This window comes from Streptomyces platensis (assembly GCF_008704855.1).
Taxonomy (GTDB): domain Bacteria; phylum Actinomycetota; class Actinomycetes; order Streptomycetales; family Streptomycetaceae; genus Streptomyces; species Streptomyces platensis.
This window is the reverse complement of the sequence record NZ_CP023691.1, coordinates 1,874,798-1,896,132: the sequence shown is the minus strand read 5'-3', so window position 1 is coordinate 1,896,132 and position 21,335 is coordinate 1,874,798. Positions and strand designations below refer to the sequence as shown.

General features: G+C 73.4%; 18 protein-coding genes. 14 read left to right on the top strand and 4 right to left on the bottom strand.

Annotated features, from left to right (window positions below; genetic code table 11):
* Positions 1-130: 130 nt before the first annotated feature.
* Both CP981_RS08150 and CP981_RS08145 read right to left on the bottom strand, forming a co-directional pair.
* Entirely contained in the window at positions 131-2,974 is a 2,844-nt protein-coding gene (locus tag CP981_RS08150) for a helix-hairpin-helix domain-containing protein (RefSeq protein ID WP_085927029.1), read from the bottom strand.
* Positions 2,971-3,954, bottom strand: coding sequence for an aldo/keto reductase (locus CP981_RS08145; protein ID WP_085927028.1), 984 nt, complete (start codon positions 3,952-3,954; stop codon positions 2,971-2,973). Before CP981_RS08145 ends, CP981_RS08150 begins: the two co-directional genes overlap by 4 nt.
* A gap of 127 nt (positions 3,955-4,081) precedes the next feature.
* Here CP981_RS08145 and CP981_RS08140 point away from each other — a divergent pair, with 127 nt between their 5' ends.
* Positions 4,082-5,137: an LLM class F420-dependent oxidoreductase gene (locus CP981_RS08140; protein WP_085927027.1), complete on the top strand. Its 1,056-nt coding sequence runs from the start codon at positions 4,082-4,084 to the stop codon at positions 5,135-5,137.
* Positions 5,138-5,407: 270 nt separating this feature from the next.
* The gene (locus tag CP981_RS08135; protein WP_085927026.1) at positions 5,408-6,196 is read left to right on the top strand and encodes a hypothetical protein; all 789 of its coding nucleotides are present in this window, start codon (positions 5,408-5,410) and stop codon (positions 6,194-6,196) included.
* 31 nt (positions 6,197-6,227) lie between these two features.
* On the opposite strand, the gene corA is transcribed toward CP981_RS08135, so the two are convergent.
* Complete coding sequence (corA, locus tag CP981_RS08130) at positions 6,228-7,214, bottom strand: magnesium/cobalt transporter CorA (RefSeq protein WP_085927025.1); 987 nt, start codon at positions 7,212-7,214, stop codon at positions 6,228-6,230.
* 90 nt (positions 7,215-7,304) lie between these two features.
* Here corA and CP981_RS08125 point away from each other — a divergent pair, with 90 nt between their 5' ends.
* From CP981_RS08125 to mshC, 4 genes are all read left to right on the top strand, one after another.
* Positions 7,305-8,003, top strand: coding sequence for a histidine phosphatase family protein (locus CP981_RS08125; RefSeq protein WP_085927054.1), 699 nt, complete (start codon positions 7,305-7,307; stop codon positions 8,001-8,003).
* Between the two features lie 120 nt (positions 8,004-8,123).
* Positions 8,124-8,714 carry a DUF3090 domain-containing protein gene (locus CP981_RS08120; RefSeq protein WP_085927024.1) on the top strand — a complete coding sequence of 197 codons (591 nt, stop codon included), beginning with the start codon at positions 8,124-8,126 and terminating at the stop codon, positions 8,712-8,714.
* A 5-nt stretch (positions 8,715-8,719) separates the two neighbouring features.
* Entirely contained in the window at positions 8,720-9,604 is an 885-nt protein-coding gene (locus tag CP981_RS08115; RefSeq protein ID WP_085927023.1) for an SCO1664 family protein, read from the top strand.
* A gap of 172 nt (positions 9,605-9,776) precedes the next feature.
* Positions 9,777-11,006: a cysteine--1-D-myo-inosityl 2-amino-2-deoxy-alpha-D-glucopyranoside ligase gene (mshC, locus tag CP981_RS08110; protein ID WP_085927022.1), complete on the top strand. Its 1,230-nt coding sequence runs from the start codon at positions 9,777-9,779 to the stop codon at positions 11,004-11,006.
* A gap of 177 nt (positions 11,007-11,183) precedes the next feature.
* Here mshC and CP981_RS08105 read toward each other — a convergent pair whose 3' ends face one another.
* Positions 11,184-12,302 (bottom strand): PAC2 family protein, encoded by a 1,119-nt coding sequence (locus tag CP981_RS08105; RefSeq protein WP_085927021.1) that lies wholly within the window; start codon positions 12,300-12,302, stop codon positions 11,184-11,186.
* Positions 12,303-12,563: 261 nt separating this feature from the next.
* On the opposite strand from CP981_RS08105, the gene CP981_RS08100 reads away from it, so the two are divergent.
* The 8 genes from CP981_RS08100 (at position 12,564) to CP981_RS08065 (ending at position 21,274) form a co-directional block, all read left to right on the top strand.
* Positions 12,564-13,907 carry an enolase C-terminal domain-like protein gene (locus CP981_RS08100; RefSeq protein WP_085927053.1) on the top strand — a complete coding sequence of 448 codons (1,344 nt, stop codon included), beginning with the start codon at positions 12,564-12,566 and terminating at the stop codon, positions 13,905-13,907.
* Positions 13,904-14,701 (top strand): SDR family oxidoreductase, encoded by a 798-nt coding sequence (locus CP981_RS08095; RefSeq protein ID WP_085927020.1) that lies wholly within the window; start codon positions 13,904-13,906, stop codon positions 14,699-14,701. Before CP981_RS08100 ends, CP981_RS08095 begins: the two co-directional genes overlap by 4 nt.
* A gap of 55 nt (positions 14,702-14,756) precedes the next feature.
* On the top strand, positions 14,757-15,788 hold the full coding sequence (locus tag CP981_RS08090; RefSeq protein ID WP_085927019.1) for a sugar ABC transporter substrate-binding protein: 1,032 nt from the start codon (positions 14,757-14,759) through the stop codon (positions 15,786-15,788).
* Positions 15,789-15,792: 4 nt separating this feature from the next.
* A complete protein-coding gene (locus CP981_RS08085) occupies positions 15,793-17,388 on the top strand; it encodes a sugar ABC transporter ATP-binding protein (protein ID WP_085927018.1) in 1,596 nt (531 codons plus the stop codon).
* Entirely contained in the window at positions 17,385-18,419 is a 1,035-nt protein-coding gene (locus CP981_RS08080) for an ABC transporter permease (protein WP_107429571.1), read from the top strand. The genes CP981_RS08085 and CP981_RS08080 overlap by 4 nt, the downstream gene beginning before the upstream one ends.
* Before the next feature lie 12 nt (positions 18,420-18,431).
* Positions 18,432-19,433, top strand: coding sequence for an aldo/keto reductase (locus tag CP981_RS08075; RefSeq protein ID WP_085927017.1), 1,002 nt, complete (start codon positions 18,432-18,434; stop codon positions 19,431-19,433).
* Positions 19,434-19,455: 22 nt separating this feature from the next.
* Positions 19,456-20,331 (top strand): amidohydrolase family protein, encoded by an 876-nt coding sequence (locus CP981_RS08070; protein WP_085927016.1) that lies wholly within the window; start codon positions 19,456-19,458, stop codon positions 20,329-20,331.
* Between the two features lie 157 nt (positions 20,332-20,488).
* Positions 20,489-21,274 (top strand): 3-oxoacyl-ACP reductase family protein, encoded by a 786-nt coding sequence (locus CP981_RS08065; RefSeq protein WP_085927051.1) that lies wholly within the window; start codon positions 20,489-20,491, stop codon positions 21,272-21,274.
* The last annotated feature ends 61 nt before the right edge of the window (positions 21,275-21,335 follow it).

Sequence of the window (21,335 nt, the reverse complement as noted above, 5' to 3'; positions counted from 1 at the left end):
GCCGGGCGGCCGTGCGCCGCACCGGCGCCGCCTGCTGATCCGTAGACGCCGCTGCCCCGGCCCGTTCGCCAGTTCTGCGACGGGACGGGGCAGCGGTGTCCAGGGGTGAAGGGCGCCGAAGCCCCCGGGCTCAGTCGGCTGCCGTCGGCTCCCCGCCGCTCTGCACGCTCTGCTGGAGCAGGCTGCGCAGCCGGGTCGTGCGCTCCTTCACGGGCACCTCGGCGACCGCGCGGGCCAGCGCCTGGTCGGCGCCCTGGACGACCGACAGATGCCGCTCACCGCGGCTGAAGGCGGTGTAGACCCAGGCGCGGGTCAGTCCGCCGGTGGCGTCGCCGGGGAGTACGACCACCGCGGCGGGCCAGCGCGTGCCGGCCGCCTGGTGGGCGGTGAGTGCCCAGCCGTGCCGTACGGCTCCCGTGCCGACCTGCTCGCGCGGCACCACGAGCGCGGAACCGTCGCAGTCGAGATGCAGCCCGGCCGCGTCCGCGCCGGTGACCGTGCCGGGCACCGTGCGGCCGGGGGCCGGGGTGTAGGCCACGCGGTCGCCGGGGTCGAAGCCGCCGAACCGGCCGGGGCCGGGGTTGAGCCGCTCCTTGAGGGCGGCGTTGAGCGCGCGGGTGCCGGCCGCGCCGCCGTGGCCGACCGTGATGACCTGGGTGTGGTCCGCGGGGACACCGAACGCCCGGGGCACGGAGTCGGCGACCAGCTGGACCGTGCGGTGCACCGCCTCGCCGGCATCCCGCACCGGCACGATCACCACCTCCTTGCCGGGCGCCTCGACCTGGCTCAGCTCCCCGATACCGATGCCCGACACCAGCTCGCCGATCGGGCCGAAGTCCGGGGTACGGGAGGCGACCTGCGGACAGAAACGGGCCGCGAGCAGATCGGCGAACAGCCGGCCGGGACCGGCGGACCACAGCACGCCCGGATCACCGCTGAGCACCAGCCGGGTCCCGTCGGTCAGCGACTCGACGAGCAGTGCGGCGGTCTCCAGATCCAGCTGCGGGGCGTCCAGCACGACCAGCAGATCGAGCGCGAGGGCGCCGTCCGCGTCCCGTCCCGGCCCCTCCCGTCCGGACAGCAGACCGGAGACGGTCACCGCTGCCGTGGCGGGGTCCGCGGAGCCGGTGGCCGTGGCGTCGTCGGCCGCGCTGTCGGTGAGGTGAGCGGCCAGGCGGCGGCGGCCGTTCTCGGTGTGGGTGGCGCCGAAGGCCCGCAGCCCGAGCGAGCGGGCCGCGGCGATCAGCGCGGCCGGCTCGGCACGGGCCGCCTCCGCGCCCGTGTGGGCCACCAGGCCGCTGTGCGCGGCGGCCCGGATGAGCTCGGCGGCCGACGGCGAGGGCGCGGCGGCGGCCACGGCCTCCCATGCGGTGGCGGAGGGCCGGGCGGGGTGCGGGGCCGTGTCGTGGTCGGTGGGGATGCCGGTGGTGGGGGTGTCGGCGGCGGGGGCCGTGGTGGCGGGGCTCTCCCCGGAGGTGTCCCCGTCGGCGACCCGCGCGTCTCCGGCGGCGGTGGACTCGTCGGCCGCCTCCCCGCCGGCCGTGCTCTCGCCGGACGCGGGCCCGTCGGCCTCGGCCTCGCCGTCCTCCGCCGGTGCCGTGTCCTGGGTCGATTCCGCCACGGCTTCGAAGGTGTTGAGCAGCCGTGCCAGCCCGTCGGCGACGCTCTCCTCCGCCATCGCGAACCGGTCCAGGCCGAGCAGGACCCGGACGGGCTGTTCCTCCTCGTCGTCACCTGTGGCCGGACGTGCCCGGCCGCCCGGCTCGTCGATGGCGTCCTGGAAGACCAGCACCGCGCCGTCGGCGATGGCCGCCTGAAGGGCGTCATCAGGGTCGGGCACCGAGCGCTGGGCGAGGGCCGCACGCAGGGCGGCGGCCTCCAGGGCGGAGTGGCCCGCGAGCGCGGCCTGTTCCAGCAGCCAGCCGACCATCGCCAGTGCGCGCCGCTCGTCGCCCGGCCCACAGGCGGGCCCGAGCAGCGCCCGCGCGAAACCATCGGCCTGCTCGGGACGGACCCCGGGCACCCCGAGCAGCAGCCAGGGGTCCTCGCCCAGCGCCTCGGCGGCCCGCTCGCCCAGGATCTCCGCGGTCTGCTCGGCCAGCGTCTCGGGGGCACCGCCCGCCGCGAGCACCTGCCGTACGCCCTCGACCCCGGGGAGGGCCCGCACCGCGGGTCGGGGAGCGGGGGCGGGGCCGGTGGCGGCCGGTGCGGTGGCGGCCGGGCCCGTGGCACCGCCCTCTGGGCCGCCCGGACGAGCCGGTCCGCCGGTGTCCTGCACGGTGCGCTGCCGGGCCACCTCCGGGCCCGGGCCCGTGGGTCCGGCCTGCGGCCCGCCCTGCGGCGCGCCCTTGGCAGGCTGGGCGGCGGGTGCGGCCGGCCTGGCGGGACGGGGTGCGTCATTGAAGAACGAAGCGGCCGAGCGCTCGCCGCTCTCCACGGCTCGCACGGCCGCGGCCAGCGCATCGGCGGTCGCCTTGGCCGAGCCGGACGGCGGGTTCGCCTTTGCCGCACCGGGGTTCGCAGCCGCGGCCCCGGACGCCGGGGCGGCGGTCTCCGCGCCAGGAGACGGCGTGCCGGTTTCCGGGCCGGACGCCGGGCTCCCGTTTGCCGCACCGGCGTTCGCGGCGTCGGCTCCGGAGGCGGGAGTGGCGGACTCCGCCCCAGAAGACGGCGTACCGGTCTCCTCCCCGGATCCCACAGCGTCGGCCTCGGCCCCGGAAGCCGAAGCCGCAGCCTCCGCTCCCGCCGTCTCGGCCTCCGCTCCGGCCGTCCCGGCGCCCTCCTCGGGCCCCGTCGCACCCTCGCCGGGCGCTGCCGCACCTTCCGGCGCCGCCGCGCTCTCCGGCCCTGCCGCACTGTACGGCGCCTCCGCGCCTCCCGGCCCCGCCGCGTCATCCGGCGTCCGGGCCTCCGCGGTGGCGGGTGCGGCCTCCTGCCCGGGCGGGGTTTCGCCGGCGAGGCGGTCGGTGCTCACAGCGTGCTCCAGTCGTGATCGGGGTAGTGGTGCACCGGCGCCGAAACATCGTCCAGCGCCTGGCGGATCTCGTCAGGAAGACTAAGGGTCTCCACTGACAATGCGGCTCTGAGCTGCTGCGCTGTGCGAGCGCCCAGGATCGGCGCGGTCACGCCGGGGCGGTCGCGGACCCAGGAGAGCGCGACCTGGAGCGGCGTGACGGCCAGTCCGTCGGCAGCGGTGGTGACGGCTTCGACGACCCGGCTCGCGGTCTCGTCGAGATAGGGCGCGACGAACGCCGCCAGATGCTCCGAGGCACCACGGGAGTCGGCCGGTGTCCCATGGCGGTACTTGCCCGTCAGCACCCCCCGGCCGAGCGGCGACGACGGCAGCAGGCCGATCCCGAGATCGAGCGCCGCGGGCAGCACCTCCCGCTCGATGCCGCGCTGAAGGAGGGAGTACTCCATCTGTGCGCTCGCGAGACGATTGCGGACACCGGGCGCCGCGAGCTGCCAGGTGCCGGCCCGGGCGAGCTGCCAGCCGGAGAAGTGCGCCAGCCCCACATAGCGCGCCCGGCCGCTGGTGACGGCGAGGTCGAGGGCCTGAAGGGTTTCCTCCAGCGGGGTGTGCGGATCGAAGGCGTGCAGCTGCCACAGGTCGACGTAGTCGGTGCCCAGCCGCTCCAGGGAGGAGTCCAGGGCGGCGAGGAGATGGCGCCGGGAGCCGTCGACCCGGCGGTCCGCCTCCAGGACGCTGCCCGCTTTGGTGGAGATCACCAGATCCTCGCGTGGAACGAGTTCATCCGTCAGCCGGCCGAGGAGGTATTCGGCGCCGCCGTCGGCGTAGATGTCGGCGGTGTCCACGAGGCTGCCGCCGGCCTCCCAGAACGCCTTGAGCTGGTCGGCGGCTTCCTGCTCGTCCGTGTCACGCGCCCAGTTCAGGGTGCCGAGCCCGAGGCGGGTCACGCGCAGGCCCGTTCGGCCGAGGTGCCTTTGCTCCATGGGCCTTGAGATTACTGGGCGGCAGCCGGCATCAGGGGACCTGTGGACAACCGGCCGATGACAGCCGGCGCGACCGGCGGATACAGTCCCCGGAACAGCGACGTTACTGATGGGTAAGGGGAGCGGCATGAGGCTTGGCATCAACCTCGGCTACTGGGGCGCCGGGATGGACTCCGACAATCTCGCGGTGGCACAGGAGGCCGATCGCCTCGGCTACTCCGTCTGCTGGGCGGCGGAGGCCTATGGCTCCGACGCCGCCACCGTGCTCTCCTGGGTCGCGGCCCAGACCGAGCGGATCGACATCGGTTCGGCGATCTTCCAGATCCCGGCGCGTACGCCCGCGATGACCGCGATGACGGCCGCGACTCTGGACTCTCTCTCCGGGGGCCGGTTCCGCCTGGGCCTCGGCGTCTCGGGGCCGCAGGTCTCCGAGGGCTGGTACGGCGTCAAGTTCGACAAGCCGCTGGCCCGCACCCGCGAGTATGTGGACATCGTCCGTAAGGCGATGTCGCGCGAGCGGCTGTCCTACGAGGGCGAGCACTGGACGCTGCCGCTGCCGGGCGGTCCGGGCAAGCCGCTGAAGCTCACGGTGCACCCGGAGCGCGAGTACATCCCGCTCTACATCGCCGCGATCGGCCCCAAGAACCTCCAGCAGACCGGTGAGATCGCCGACGGCGCGCTGCTGATCTTCCCCTCGGCCGACCACCTGGAGGAGACCGCGATCGCGCACCTCCGGGCCGGCCGCGAGAAGGTGGGCAAGACGCTGGACGGCTTCGACGTCTGTCCGACGCTGCCGCTGGCCGTCGGCGCGGACAAGGACGTCAGCGCGCTGGCCGACATGTTCCGCCCGTACACCGCGCTCTACGTCGGCGGCATGGGCAGCCCCAAGCAGAACTTCTACAACCAGCTCGCGCAGCGCATGGGGTACGGCAAGGAAGCCGCCGAGATCCAGGAGAAGTACCTGTCCGGCGACAAGGAAGGCGCCGCGGCAGCGATCCCGGAGCGGCTGATCGACCAGACCACGCTGCTCGGCTCCGTCGAGCGGATCGCCGACCGGATGCAGGCCTACGCGGCAGCCGGCGTGACCACGCTGACGCTCGCCCCGGCGGGCTTCTCCCTGGAGGACCGGCTGGCGTCGCTGCGGGCCGGTACCGAGGCCCTGGAGCGCGCCGGGCTGGCGTAACCCCACCGGGGTGCCGGGTCCCTCGGCCCCGCACCCGGCCCGGCGCCCGAAGTGCCGGGCCGGCGAGGCCCCGCGGCCGTGGTGGGGGCTCGGGGGTCTTCCCCACCACGGCCGTCAGCAGCACAACGCGGCCACGGGCACGCTGGTTACGCCCGCGTACGGGGGCATCCCTCGCCCGAACGGCCGAACGGGCCGCCGCTCCGGTTGCCGCCCATGCACCACCCCAATTGACTCTTCCTTTACGGGTGTGTCCGTTCGGAGGTGGCAAAGATGCTCTCGGCCCGAAGCCTGTTCCAGGAGATCGTCGACAACGACGACTCCTTCCGGCTGTTCTGTTCCATCGCGGCCAGCGGAGAGGCGCAGGGCGGCTGGGAGAACGGCCGGATCGCCGCGCTGCTCCCCGCGTCCATGCGGGAGCTGGCGCCCAAGGTCGCCCGGCACGGCGCCGACGAGGACAAGCACGGCCGGATCTTCCAGGCGCTGATGCGCAAGCGCGGACTGACGCCGACCGACGTCCCGGTGGCGACCGACTACACCGCGCTGCTGGAGCGGCGGGGCATCGGCCTGACCCACGACAAGCTGCGCCGCGACCAGCCGCTCACCGAGCGCGACATCGTCGTCTACCTCTCCCACAGCCGGGTCACCGAACAGCGGGCCTCCGACCAGATGCTGATGCTCACCAAGCACTTCGGCGACCACCCCGAGCTGGGCAAAGCGGTCCGGATGATCTCGCATGACGAGGACAACCACCTCGCGTACTGCCACGAGGAGCTGCTGCGGCTGGCCCGCGCCGGGCACGGCCGCGTCATCCAGCGGACCCTGCGGGAGTGCGCCCATGCCGAGATCGTCGTCTACCGGGAGGTCAGCCTGGCGGTGATGGCCCACATGGGCCGCATCCTGGAGTGGCCGGCGGCCAAGTCCGCCGCGCTCGCCGCCGGGATCCGGGCGGTGTACGGCTATGAGCGGCTGGCCGGCTGGCGGCGGATGGTCAGCCTCCGGATGCCCGAGCGGCGGAACGCGCTGGGCGGACCGGCCACCACCGCACCGGAATTCGCCTGAGCGGACCGGCCCCACGGTCCGCGGCACGGCGTCAGAGCCAGCCGCGGCGTTTGAACAGCCGGTACAGCGACACCTCGATGATGACCATCACTGCCAGGATCACCGGGTACCCCAGGTCCCACTTCAGCTCCGGCATGTGCTCGAAGTTCATGCCGTAGACGCCGGCGATCAGAGTGGGGACGGCCGCCAGCGCCGCCCAGGCCGAGATCTTGCGCATGTCGTCGTTCTGCCGCACGCCCATCTGCGCGAGGTGGGCGGAGAGAATGTCCGACAACAGCCGGTCCAGGCCCTCCACCGACTCGTTGGCGCGGGTGAGGTGGTCGTCGACGTCGCGGAAGAACGGCCGGGCGTGCGCGTGCACGAACGGCACGCCGGGGTTCTGGAGCCGGGCCATCGGCTCCGCCAACGGGCCGGTCGCCCGGCGGAATTCGAGCACTTCGCGCTTGAACGCATAGATCTCGGCGGCGGTGTTCCGGGTGTCCCGGCCGCGTACCGGAGCGAAAACCTCCGCCTCCAACTCCTCCAGGTCCAGCTGGAGTTCGGCGGCCACTTCGATGTAGTGGTCCACCACCGCGTCACTGATCGCGTACAGCACCGCCCCCGGGCCGTGCCGCAGGATCTCCGGGTGCTCCTCCAGCCGGTGCCGCACCGCCGCCAGCGGACTGGCCTCGCCGTGCCGGACGGTGACGACGAACGCGTCGCCCACGAACACCATCAGCTCGGACGCGGTCACCGTGTCCGCCCGGTCGTCGTAGGTGACCGGTTTCAGCACCATGAACAGCGAGTCGTCGTAGACCTCCAGCTTGGGCCGCTGATGCGCCTTGAGCGCGTCCTCGACGGCCAGGGGGTGCAGCGCGAATTCCGACCGGACGCGCGCGAACTCCTCCTCGGTCGGCTCGTACATCCCCAGCCACAGGAAGGAGTGCCCCTCGGCCCGCGCCTCTTCCAGGGCGTGCGAGAAGTCGGTCGTGCACTCGGTGCGACGGCCCTCCCGGTAGATGGCGCTGTCGACGATCACACCGGCATTCTCGCGCGTTGCCCGGCCGCCTGCCAGGAAGGCGCCCGGCCACCTGCCGGGAAGGCGTACCGGGAACGTAGGGTGGCGGTCATGCCCACGCTGATCCTGGTGCGGCACGGCCGCTCCACCGCCAATACCGCCGGGGTGCTCGCCGGGCGGGCGCCCGGAGTCGCACTCGACGAGCGCGGCGCGGCCCAGTCCGCCGAGCTGCCCGCACGGCTGGCGCAGGTGCCGCTGACCGCCGTCGTCTCCAGCCCGCTCCAGCGCTGCCGGGAGACCCTGGCGCCGCTGCTGGAAGCCCGGCCCTGGCTCACGCTGCACGTCGACGACCGGATCAGCGAATGCGACTACGGCGAGTGGTCCGGCCGGAAACTCGCCGAACTGAGCGACGAGCCGCTGATGGAGATCGTCCAGCAGCATCCGTCCGCGGCCGCCTTCCCCGGCGGAGAGTCGATGCGCGCGATGCAGGCCCGCGCGGTGGACGCGGTACGGGACTGGAACGCCCGGATCGAGGAGGCGCACGGCCCCGAGGCGACCTACGCCATGTGCTCGCACGGCGACATCATCAAGTCCCTGGTCGCCGACGCCCTGGGCATGCACCTCGACCTCTTTCAGCGGATTTCCGTCGAGCCCTGTTCGGTCACCGCGATCCGCTACACCCGGCTGCGCCCCTACCTCGTCCGGCTCGGGGACACCGGTGACTTCGGCTCGCTCGCGCCCCGGGACGAAGGCGGCGCCGCGGCGGCCGAGCGGGACGCGGCAGTCGGCGGTGGTGCGGGAGCAGCGTGATCAGTCGGCGCAGTAGGGTGGTGCGACGGCGCTGCCCGCCACGCCCCTGCGATCCGCGCAGTGACCGCAGGACGTGCAGCGACCGCAGTGACCCCGCAGTCGAGCAATCGGAGCAGGACGTTGTCCCGTCAGGTGTTCTTCTACGACGCGCCGGACCGCTTCGTGGCCGGTACGGTCGGGCTGCCTGGCCGCCGTAGCTTCTACCTCCAGGCCACCGCGGCCGGCCGCACCACCAGCGTCGCCCTGGAGAAGACCCAGGTCGCCGCCCTCGCCGAGCGGATCGACGAACTGCTGGACGAGGTCGTCCGGCGCAGCGGCGGCAACGCCCCGGTGCCCGCCGTCTCGCCCACCGAGCTGTCCGACACCGCGCCGTTGGAATCGCCGGTCGAGGAGGAGTTCCGGGTCGGCACGATGGCGCTCGCGTGGGACGGCGAGGACGAGCGGATGATCGTCGAGGCCCAGGCCCTGGTCGAGCTGGACGCGGACAGCGACGAGGACCTCGCCGACGCCGAGGAGCGGTTGCTCCAGGACGACGAGAACGGCCCCCCGATGCTGCGGGTGCGCCTCACCGGAACCATGGCCAGGGCGTTCGCCAAGCGGGCGCTGGAGGTCGTCAACGCCGGCCGCCCGCCGTGCCCGCTGTGCAGCCTGCCGCTCGACCCGGAGGGACACGTATGCCCGCGCCAGAACGGATACCGGCGGGACGCCTGAGCGCCATGGAGTCCGCCGCAGAGCCCGCCGCGCCGCTGCCCGGTCCCGCCCGGCCGCAGGACCCGCCGGCGGCCGCGCCGGAGCCCGCCGGAACCCCGTCGGACGCGCTGCTCGCCGAAGGGGAGCTGACCGTCCGCGGCCGCATCGAGGAAGCCTCCAACGCGGTGCTCTACTGCACGGTCGCGTACGACGGCCACAGCACCGCCTGTGTCTACAAGCCGGTCGCCGGTGAGCGCCCGCTGTGGGACTTCCCCGACGGCACACTCGCCCAGCGCGAGGTCGCCGCGTACGAGATCTCCCGGGCCTGCGGCTGGGACCTGATCCCCCCGACGGTGCTGCGGGACGGCCCGTACGGCACCGGCATGGTCCAGGAGTGGATCGATCCGCCGGAGAGCAGCGACGAGGTGCCCGAGCTGCTGGCACTGGTGGAGGACGAGGAGCCGGGGCCCGGCTGGAAGGCCGTCGGGCTCGCTCAGATCGGTGCGGGCCGCACCGCGCTGCTGGTGCACGCCGACCATCCGCGGCTGCGGCAGCTCGCGGTGCTCGACGCGGTGATCAACAACGGGGACCGCAAGGGCGGCCATCTGCTGCCCGGCGCCGATGGGCAGTTCTTCGCCATCGATCACGGCGTGACGTTCAACGCCGAGGACAAGCTGCGCACCCTGCTGTGGGGGTGGGCGGGGGAGCCGCTGACCGACGAGGCGCTGGAGGTGCTGCGGGGTCTGGAGCGGGAGCTGGCGGACGGCCGGCCGCTCGCCGCCCGACTGGCCGAACTGATCACGGACGCCGAGACCGAGGCGCTGCGGGCGCGGGTGGCGGGGCTGCTGCACAGCGGCCGGCACCCGGAGCCGAGCGGCGAATGGCCCGCGATCCCCTGGCCGCCCGTCTGATGGCCGTCTGATGCGCGTCTGATCCACCGGGAATCCGTGCCGTGGCGACGGCGCGCTTCTACGTGCGACCGCGGGGTGATTGCACGTACGACCGTCGAACACAAGACCGCCTTTCCGGCCAGACCTCCGGTCCGGTTCGTATGCGGAACATCCGTCCGGTTACGCTCAAGGCATGCATGCATGGCCCGCTTCTGAGGTCCCCGCCCTGCCTGGCCAGGGCCGCGACCTGAGGATCCACGACACCGCGACCGGCGGACGGGTAACCCTCGACCCCGGTCCCGTCGCCCGTATCTACGTCTGCGGCATCACGCCCTACGACGCCACCCACATGGGGCACGCGGCGACCTACAACGCGTTCGACCTGGTTCAGCGCGTGTGGCTCGACACGAAGCGTCAGGTGCACTACGTACAGAACGTCACCGATGTCGACGATCCGCTGCTGGAGCGGGCCGTGGCCACCGGCGACGACTGGACGGCGCTCGCCGAGCGCGAGACCGCCCTCTTCCGCGAGGACATGACGGCCCTGCGGATGCTGCCGCCCCGCCACTACATAGGCGCCGTCGAGTCGATACCCGGCATCGTCCCGCTGGTGGAGCGGCTGCGCGACGCCGGCGCCGCCTACGAGCTGGACGGTGACATCTACTTCTCGGTCGCCTCCGACCCGCACTTCGGCGAGGTCTCCGGGCTGGACGCCGAGGCGATGCGGCTGCTGTCCGCCGAGCGCGGCGGCGACCCGGAGCGCGAGGGCAAGAAGAGCCCGCTCGACCCGATGCTGTGGATGGCGGCCCGCGACGGCGAGCCGAGCTGGGACGGCGGCTCGCTGGGCCGCGGCCGGCCCGGCTGGCACATCGAGTGTGTCGCCATCGCCCTGGACCACCTCGGCATGGGCTTCGACGTCCAGGGCGGCGGCTCCGACCTCGCCTTCCCGCACCACGAGATGGGCGCCTCGCACGCCCAGGCGCTCACCGGTGAGCACCCGTTCGCCAAGGCGTATGTGCACGCCGGGATGGTGGCCCTGAACGGCCAGAAGATGTCCAAGTCCAAGGGCAATCTCGTCTTCGTCTCCACGGTGCGGCGCGCCGGCACCGACCCGGCGGCGATCCGGCTGGCGCTGCTCGCGCACCACTACCGGGCCGACTGGGAGTGGACCGACGCGGTGCTGGCGGAGGCCGAGGAGCGGCTGGTGCGCTGGCGGGCCGCCGTCTCCCGTCCTGACGGCCCGTCCGCCGACGCCCTCCTGGCGGAGATCCGTACGGCGCTCGCCGACGACCTGGACTCCCCGGCCGCCCTCGCGGCCGTGGACCGCTGGGCCGCCGCGCAGCAGGACGGGGGCGGCACCGACGAGGGCGCCCCCGGTCTCGTCTCCCGCGCGGTCGACGCACTGCTCGGCGTGGCCCTGTAACGACCCGTCAATCCGACCCTCAGGGGCGCTTCCGCCGGCCGGTGGAAGCGCCCCTTTCTCCTTGCGGGGCCGGGGACTTGCGGCTCGGGAGGTCCGGGAGGGGAAATGCCAGGGGCGCCGTACCGGCCCGCAGGCCGTCCGGCGCCCCTGGCATACCGGGGAGCGGGTCCCCGGCGCTCAGCTTCCGCTGCTCTCCGAACCGTCCTCCGGCCCCGGGGAGTCGGCCGGGTCCGTGCCGCCCGAGGCATCCGGGCTCTCCGACGTGCCGTTGCCCTTGGCCGTGTCCTTCGGTCCCGTCGCCGTCTCGTCGCCGGTCTTCGGCTCGCGGGGCTCCTTGGAGACCGGGCGGGGCGGACGGGTGCGGCCGCTGGTGGTGTCGCGGAGGAAGGAGCTGTCGCGGCCGTCGGCCAGGCCGCCCTCGGTCGCGACGCCCGGACCGGACTGCGGGTCGCGGCGGCGCAGATAGCGCTCGAACTCGCGGGCGATGGCCTCGCCGGACGCCTCCGGCAGATCCGCGGTGTCCCGCGCCTCCTCCAGCGACTGCACGTACTCGGCGACCTCGCTGTCCTCGGCGGCCAGTTGGTCCACACCCAGCTGCCAGGCGCGGGCGTCCTCGGTCAGCTCGCCCAGCGGGATACGGACGTCGAGGAGGTCCTCCAGGCGGTTGAGCAGGGCGAGGCTGGCCTTCGGGTTGGGCGGCTGGGAGACATAGTGCGGCACCGCGGCCCACAGGCTCACCGCGGGGACACCGGCATGGGTGCACGCCTCCTGGAGGATGCCGACGATGCCCGTGGGGCCCTCGTAGCGGGACTCCTCCAGATCGAGCCGGGCAGCCAGGTCCGCGTCGGAGGTGACCCCGCTGACCGGCACCGGGCGGGTGTGCGGGGTGTCGCCGAGCAGTGAGCCCAGCACCACCAGCATCTCCACACCCAACTCATGGGCGAAGCCGAGGATTTCGTTGCAGAACGAGCGCCAGCGCATGCTGGGCTCGATGCCGCGGACCAGGACGAGGTCGCGCGTGCGCCCCTTGCCGTTCGTGTCACCGACACGCACCACGGAGAGCCGGGTCGTCGGCCAGGTGATCTTGCGTACCCCGCCGTCCAGGAAGACGGTGGGGCGGTTCACCTGGAAGTCGTAGTAGTCCTCCGCGTCCAGCGCGGCGAAGACCTCGCCCTTCCATTCCCGGTCGAGATGGGCGACCGCGGCGGAGGCGGCGTCGCCGGCGTCGTTCCAGCCTTCGAACGCGGCCACCATGACCGGGTCGATCAGCTCGGGTACCCCCTCGAGCTCGATCACCCAGCGCCTCCTTCCGACCGGTCCGGCCGCCTGGGGCGGCCGCCGGCAGCAGTTCCATTACGTGCGGTCCCAAGACTACGGCGTCCGCGGCGCCGGTCCGTAGCCCCTTTGCGGGAAGGGCTGGCGATTCATCCGACCTGTCCCGAGGGCTGTTGGCTCAACTTCCGTACGGGGTCTGGACGAGGCCTCACGCGCGGGTCTATACATCGGATGTCCGGCAAAGGTCCGATGTTCTTCCGCAACATCCCAGGGGGCATGCGCATGGCAGGGACCGGCACCGTCACCGAGCTGGAGGTCCACGACGTCCGCTTCCCCACCTCGGAGCAGCTCGACGGCTCGGACGCCATGAATCCGGACCCCGACTACTCCGCCGCCTACGTCGTCCTGCACACCGACGGCGGACCGCCGGGCCACGGCCTCTGCTTCACCATCGGACGCGGCAACGAGGTCATGGCCGCCGCGATCCGGTCCCTCGCGCCCTACGTCGTCGGCCGCCCCGCCCCCGCCGGCGCCGCCGATCTCGCCGCCCTGCACCACGACCTCACCCACGACTCCCAGCTGCGCTGGCTCGGGCCCGAGAAGGGCGTGATGCAGATGGCGGCCGGGGCGCTGGTCAACGCCGCCTGGGACCTGGCCGCGCGCCGGGCCGGGCTGCCGGTGTGGGAGTTCCTCGCCGCGCTGACTCCCGAGGAACTGGTCTCGCTCGTCGACTTCCGCTACCTCTCCGACGCGCTGACCCCCGACGAGGCGCTGGCCCTCCTGCGCGCCGCCGAACCCGGCCGCGCCGCCCGCACCGCCCGCCTCAAGGCCGAGGGCTACCCCGCGTACACCACCTCGCCCGGCTGGCTCGGCTACGACGACGGCAAGCTGGTACGGCTGGCCAGAAAAGCGGTGGCCGACGGTTTCGGCCAGATCAAGCTGAAAGTGGGCGCCGACCTCGACGACGACAAGCGGCGGCTGCGGCTGGCCAGGGACGCGGTCGGCCCCGGCGTACGGATCGCCGTCGACGCCAACCAGCGCTGGGACGTGGCCGAGGCGGTCCGCTGGATGACCGCGCTCGCGCCCTGGACCCCGCACTGGATCGAGGAGCCGACCAGCCCCGACGACGTCCTCGGGCATGCCGCGGTGCGCTCCGGGCAGCCCGTGAAGGTCGCCACCGGTGAGCACGTCGCCAACCGGGTGGTCTTCAAACAGCTGCTCCAGGCCGGCGCCGTGGACTTCGTACAGATCGACGCGGCCCGGGTCGCCGGGGTCAACGAGAACCTCGCGATCCTGCTGATGGCCGCGAAGTACGGGGTGCCGGTGTGCCCGCACGCGGGCGGGGTGGGGCTGTGCGAGCTGGTGCAGCATCTGGCGATGTTCGACTACGTGGCGGTGTCCGGGAGTTGGGAGGACCGGGTGATCGAGTACGTCGACCATCTGCACGACCACTTCAGCGACCCCGTCGTCATCGACCGCGGCCGCTACCGCGCCCCGACCGCGCCCGGCTTCTCGGCCCGGATGAAACCCGGGTCCCTCGCCGCCCACCGTTTCCCCGACGGGCCCGTCTGGCGCGCCCGTCAGCGGCCGCGGCACCCCCACGGCGAACAGGAGGTCCCCGTATGAGCGACCGACCGCGGACCGGCCACCACCCGGCCGACTTCGAGGGGATGGCCGCCCTCGTCACCGGCGGCGGCTCCGGCATCGGGGCGGCCACCGCCGCGCTGCTACTGGCGCGCGGCGCGCGGGTCGCCGTCCTGGACCGGGACCCGGCCGGTGCGCCCGCCGGGGCGATCCCGGTCACGGCCGATGTGACCTCCGACGCCGCCGTACGGGCCGCCGTCGCCGAGGCGGTGGGGGAGCTGGGCGCCCTGCACACCCTCGTCGGCAACGCCGGGACCGGCGCCATCGGCACCGTCGTGGACAACGACGACGCGGAGTGGGGCCGGGTCCTGGACGTCAATGTGCTGGGCCTGGTCCGCACCGCCCGCGCCGCGCTGCCGGCCCTGCGCCGCACCGCGGCCGGCGCCCCGGGCCGGGTCTCCATCACCCACACCTGCTCCATCGCCGCCACCGCGGGCCTGCCGCAGCGCGCGCTGTACGCCGCGAGCAAGGGCGCGGTGCTCTCCCTGACCCTCGCGATGGCCGCCGACCACCTCCGCGAGGGCATCCGCGTCAACTGCGTCAACCCGGGCACCGCCGACACCCCGTGGGTCGGCCGCCTGCTGGACCACGCCGACGACCCGGCCGCCGAACGCGTCGCCCTCAACGCCCGCCAGCCGATGGGCCGGATGGTCACCGCAGCGGAAGTGGCCGCCGCCATCGCCTCGTTGGCGTCCCCGTCCGCCTCCGGCATCACGGGAACGGCACTGGCGGTGGACGGGGGGATGCAGGGGGTGCGATTGCGGGGTGGTACGTGAACGGGGCTGTCGGGGAGAGCCGTAGGAGCCGCACACCACGACCGAGGGATCAACCATGAGATTGCGTACGACCGGCGCGGCGGCCTGTGCCGCGGTGCTCGCCATCGCCGCACTCGCCGGCTGCAACCGCGGCAGCGACACCGCGGGCGGCAGGATCGGCATCGATCTGCCCCGTACGGACACCGACTTCTGGAACTCCTACCAGCAGTACCTGGAAAAGGACCTGGACCACGGCGGCCCGGCCGCGCTGCCGCTGTCCAACTCGCAGAACGACATCGCCAAGGTCGTCTCCAATGTGCAGGCACTGACCGACCAGGGCGCCAAAGCGATCGTGATGGCACCGCAGGACACCGGCGCCATCACCGCCGAGCTGCAACGGCTGGCGGAGAAGAAGATCCCGGTGGTGAGCGTGGACACCCGCCCCGACGAGGGCAAGGTCTACATGGTCGTACGCGCCGACAACCGCGCCTACGGCGAGAAGTCCTGCGACTACCTCGGCAGGCAGCTCGGCGGCAAGGGCCGGGTCGCCGAACTCCAGGGCGACCTCAGCTCGATCAACGGGCGGGACCGTTCCGAGGCGTTCGCCGCCTGTATGAAGAAGAAGTTCCCGAAGATCACCGTGCATGAGCTGGCCACGGACTGGAAGGGCGAGGTCGCCTCCGGCAAGCTCCAGAGCCTGCTCGCCCAGCACCCGGACCTCGACGGCATCTATATGCAGGCCGGCGGCGCCTTCCTCCGGCCCACGCTCGCCCTCCTGGAGCAGAAGAAGCGGCTCGAACCGGCCGGCTCCGACGGGCACATCACCATCATCTCCAACGACGGCATCCCGGACGAACTGGACGCGATCCGGGCCGGCACGATCGACGCCACCCTCTCCCAGCCCGCCGACCTCTACGCCAAGTACGCGCTCTACTACGCCAGGGCCGGACTGGCCGGCAAGACCTTCCGGCCGGGGCCGACCGATCACGGCTCCACCATCGTGAAGATCAGGAACGGTCTGGAGGACCAGCTGCCGGCGCCCCTGGTCACCAAGGACACCGTCGATGACAAGAAGCTGTGGGCCAATCAGCCGGAGAAGAAGAAGTAGCGCCGTGGAGACCCACGACCGGGCGGCGGCGGTGCACGCCGAGGGGATCGTCAAACGCTACGGGCCCACCGTCGCCCTGGACGGCGCCCGCTTGACCGTACGGCCCGGCGAGGCGCACGCCCTCGTCGGCCGCAACGGCGCCGGGAAATCCACCCTGGTGTCCGTGCTGACCGGCATGGCACGCCCGGACGCCGGCCGGGTCACCTTCGGCGGCGCACCGGCGCCCGGCTGGGGCGACACCGCCGCCTGGCAGCGCAAGGTCGCCTGTGTCCACCAGAAGTCGATGACGGTGCCGGAGCTCACCGTCGCGGAGAACCTCTACCTGGGCCGCTACCAGGGCACGCGGACCATCCGCTGGCGGGCGCTGCACACCCGCGCCCGTGAGCTGCTCGCCGAATACGGCGTCGAGGTCGACACCGCCGCCCGGATCCGGGACCTCGGCGTCGAGCAGCGGCAGTTCGTGGAGATCGCCCGCGCGCTGTCCGGCGGCGCCCGGCTGATCATCCTCGACGAGCCCACCGCCCGGCTCGACGCGGCCGGCATCGACCGGCTCTTCGCCAAACTGCGCGGGCTGCGCGCCCAGGGCGTGGCCCTTCTGTTCATCTCGCACCACCTCCAGGAGGTCCACGAGCTCTGTGACACCGTCACCGTCTTCCGCGACGCCCGGCAGGTGCTGACCGCGCCCGTCCCCGGGCTGGCCAAGGAGGCACTGGTGGCGGCCATGACGGGGGAGGAGACGGCCGCCGTACGGAAGCCCCGGACGGGCGCGCGTCCGACGGGCGAGCCGGTGCTGCGGACCGAAGCCCTGGCCGTCGACGGGCATTTCGCGCCGCTCGACCTGACCGTACGGGCCGGGGAAGTGGTGGGGCTCGCGGGCGCCACGGCCGGCGGGGGCACCGCGATCGGCGAGACCCTGGTGGGGCTGCGGACGCCGGACGCGGGGCGGATCGCGGTGCGCGGCCGCCCGGTCCGGACGGGCAGCGTCCCGCACGCCCTCGACGCGGGCATCGGCTATGTCCCCGAGGACCGGCACCGCGAGGGGCTGATCCCGGGCCGCAGCGTCGCCGAGAACGCCACCCTCACCGTCACCGGCCGGCTGGGGCCGATGGGCACCGTACTGCCCTCCCGGACCCGGGCGTTCGCCCGGCGGATGATCGCGGCACTCGACATCAGGACGACCGGGCCCGGCCAGCCGGTGTCCGGGCTCTCCGGCGGCAACCAGCAGAAGGTGGTGATCGCCCGCGCCCTGGCCCGTGAGCCCGCGGTGCTGGTCGCCATCCGGCCCACCAACGGCGTCGACGTCAAGTCCAAGGACGCGCTGCTGGGGGTCGTACGGGAGGTCGCGGACGGCGGCAGCGGCGCCGTGATCGTCTCCGACGAGCTGGACGATCTACGAGTCTGCGACCGGGTACTGGCCGTCTTCCACGGCCGGGTGACCGCCGAATTCCCGGCCGGCTGGCGCGACCACGAACTGGTCGCCGCGATGGAGGGGGTGGCCGCCGGCGGCCCCGGTCCGGGTGATCCGCCCGGGGCGGGCGGCGGCCGGGACGCCCCAACGGGCCCACCGCACACGGAAGGAACGGAAGGGACCGCGCCATGACCGAGACCGCAACGCCGCCGGCCGCCGACGTGGTGGACCGGCCGCCGCCGCGCCGCCGGCCCTGGACCGAGCCGGCCCGCTGGCGGGACTTCTCCCTGGTGCCGGTGATCTTCGTGCTGGGCGTCATCGGCTTCATCGTGTCGCCCGCGTTCCTCACCCAGGACAACCTCATCGGCGTCATCCAGCAGTCCACGGAACTGGGCCTGCTGGTGCTCGGCGAGGCGCTGATCCTCATCACCGGGCGGATGGATCTCTCGCTGGAGTCGACCATCGGCCTGGCGCCGGTGCTCGGCCTGTGGCTGGTGATGCCCGCCCACGGCACCCGCTTCGCCGGGCTGGAGCTCTTCCCCGCCTGGACGGCGATCCCGCTCTGTCTTGCCGTGGGTGCGGCGGTCGGCGCCGCCAACGGCTTCCTCATGCTCACCCTGCGGGTCAACGGCTTCATCGCCACCCTCGGGATGCTCACCATGCTCCGCGGTCTGCACGTGGGGATCTCCGAGGGCCGGTCCATCGGCGACGTTCCGGAGTCCTTCGCCTATCTGGGCAAGGCCGACTGGCTGGGCGTCCCGGCCGCCGTCTGGATCTGCCTCGCCCTCTTCGCGCTGGGCGGCGCGGCCCTGGGCTACCTCCGGCACGGGCGGGCGCTGTACGCCATCGGCGGCAATCCGGAGGCGGCCCGCGCGGCCGGCATACGGGTGGACCGCCTCACCTGGATCGTGCTGGCCCTCGGCGGGGTGCTCGCCGCCTTCGCCGGGATTCTCTACACCGGCCACTACGGCGCGGTCTCCGCGAGCCAGGGCAACGGCTGGATCTTCCAGGTCTTCGCCGCCGCGGTGATCGGCGGGATCGGCCTCAAGGGCGGCCGGGGCACCCTCTTCGGCGCGCTCACCGGCGTCCTGACGCTCCAGCTGGTGATCAATGTGATGACGCTGGGCGGGGTGCCGCCGCTGTGGACCCAGTTCCTCAACGGCACGATCATCATCGTCGCGCTGGTCATCTCCCGCTTCACCAGCGGCGAGAAGCAGGACTGAGCGGCCACCGCCATGCGCTGTCCGCCGTACGGGCCAAGGGAGTTGGGGCACACCGGCGTCACCGTGCCGCCGCTGGGGCTGGGCTGTGCGCCGCTCGGCAACCTCTACCGCGCCGTCCCGGAGGCACAGGCCGGCGAGGTCGTCCGCGCCGCCCTCGCCACCGGCGCCGGCTACTTCGACACCGCCCCCCACTACGGCGTGGGCCTGTCCGAGGAGCGCCTCGGCCGGGCACTGCGCGACCAGGACCGCACCACCTACACCCTCTCCACCAAGGTCGGCCGCCGACTGCGCCCGCTCGCCCCGGGGGAGCGGGCCGCGGGCGAGGGCTTCGTGGACACCCCCGCGCGGGCCCGTGTATGGGACCTCTCCCGCGACGGCATCCGGGCCACGCTCGACGCGTCCCTGACCCGGCTCGGGGTGGACACCGTCGACATCGTCTATCTGCACGATGTCGAGGACCGGCTGCGCGAGGTGTACGAGACGGGCTTCCCCGCCCTTGCCGAGCTGCGCGCACAAGGGATGGTCCGGGCCATCGGGTTCGGCATGAACCACAGCGAGGTGCTGGCCCGCCTGGTCGCCGACCTCGATGTCGATGTGGTGCTGTGCGCCGGCCGCTGGACCCTGCTGGAGCGCACCGCCCTCGATGACCTGCTGCCGGTCTGCGCACGCCGCGGCACCTCGGTGGTCGTCGGCGGCGTCTACAACTCCGGTCTGCTGGCGGACCCGTCACCCGGCGCGCCCTACAACTACGCACCGGCGCCCGGCCCGGTGCTCGACCGGGCGCGTCAACTTGCGTCCGTGTGCGCGGAGTTCGATGTTCCGCTCAAAGCGGCGGCGCTCCGCTTCCCGTTCGGGCACCGTGCCGTCGCCGCGGCCGTGGTCGGAGCCGCCACACCGGACGAAATGGCCGAGAACGCACGGCTGTTCACCCATCATCTCCCCGACGCGCTGTGGCATACGCTCGTCGCCCGCGGCCTGCTCGACCCCGATCTGCCGCTGCCCCTGAACGACTGAGCGAGCCCGGAGCGCGCCCCTGATGCGTATCGACGCCCATCACCACCTGTGGGACCTCAGCCGGCGCGAACAGCCCTGGATGGACGGACCCTGGGCCGACCCGATCCGCCGCAGCTACGGCCTGTCCGACCTCGTCCCGCATCTGACCGGGCACGGCGTCGACGGCACCCTCCTCGTCCAGTCGTCGTCCTCGTACGAGGAGACCGCCGAACTGCTCACCCTGGCTGCGGGGGAGGGCCCGGTCACTGGCGTCGTCGGCTGGGCCGACCTGCGCGCCCCGGCGCTCGCCGAGGTCCTCGCGGCGCTGCCCGCCGGTCTGGTCGGCATCCGGCACCAGGTGCAGGACGAGCCGGACCCCGACTGGCTCACCCGCCCGGACGTGCTGCGCGGCCTGGCCGTCCTGGCCGACGCCGGGCTGGTCTACGACCTGCTGGTCACCCCGCGCGAACTGCCCGCCGCACACACCGCGGTACGTGCCCTGCCCCAGCTGGCCTTCGTACTGGACCATGCCGCCAAACCGCCGGTCGTCACGGGGGAGTGGCAGCCGTGGGCGGACGCCGTCACCGCCCTCGCGGCGCTGCCCAACGTCAGCTGCAAACTGTCCGGGCTGGTCACCGAGGCCGACTGGGACGCCTGGCGGCCGCAGCAGATCCTGCCCTACGCCCGGCACGTCCTGGACGCCTTCGGCCCCGGCCGGATGATGTTCGGCTCCGACTGGCCGGTGTGCACCCTGGCCGCCGGCTACGAGGACGTGGTGGCGCTCGCCGAGGCGGCCACCGGGCAGCTCTCGGCGGCGGAACGGTCGGACGTCTTCGGGGGGACGGCCGGGCGGGTCTACGGGGTGAGGGTGCCGTCGGAACCTGAGCCGGAGCCGGAGCCGGAGCCGCCCGGCCGCTGACGTGGCGTCCGGATTCCGCCAGCTCCGGCTCCCGCCGCGCCGGAAGATCGAGTCGTACCGCGGAGAAACCCCCGCGACCCGGTGCGCCCCGTACGGAAGCCACGGCATTCCGCACGGCCGCGCCCGGCCACGACGACTCGATACGAAGGTGATGACGATGACGGCGACGGTGCTGACGGAGACGACGGCGGCGGCGCACGGCCCCCGGCCGCTCGTCGGCAAGGCGGCCCTGGTGACCGGCGGCAGCCGGGGGATCGGCCGGGCGATCGCGCTGCGGCTGGCCGCCGACGGAGCCGCGGTGGCTCTGACCTTCCGGAGCGGCCAGGACCAGGCCGACCAGGTGGTCAAGGAGATCGAGCGGGCCGGCGGGCAGGGCTGGGCGGTGCGGGCCGACAGCGCTGACGCGGAGGAGATCCGGGCCTCGGTGGCCGGTGCCGTCGACCGGTTCGGGCGGCTGGACATCCTGGTGAACAACGCGGGCATCGGCGTGCTCGGACCGTTCGAGGGCATCTCCCTCGACGATGTCGACCGGGTGCTGTGGACCAATGTCCGGGCGCCGTTCCTGGCGGCGCAGGCCGCGGCGGCGCATCTGACCGAGGGCGGGCGGATCATCTCCATCGGCAGCTGTATGGCCGAGCGGGTCGCCTTCCCCGGCGGCACCCTCTACGCCACCAGCAAGGCCGCGCTCACCGGCCTGACCAAGACCCTGGCCAAGGAGCTGGGGCCGCGCGGCATCACCGCCAACCTCGTGCACCCGGGCCCGATCGACACCGATATGAACCCCGCCGACGGCGAGAGCGCGGCGATGCAGGCCGGGCTCACCGCGCTGGGGGTCTACGGCCGGGGCTCGGATGTCGCGGCGACCGTGGCCCATCTGGCGGGCGACGGAGGACGGTACATCACGGGCGCCTCGATCGCGGTGGACGGCGGCTTCGCGGCCTGACCCCGGGGCGCGGCCTGACCCGGGGCGCGGCCGGACGCGGGCCCGGCCCCGTATACCGGCC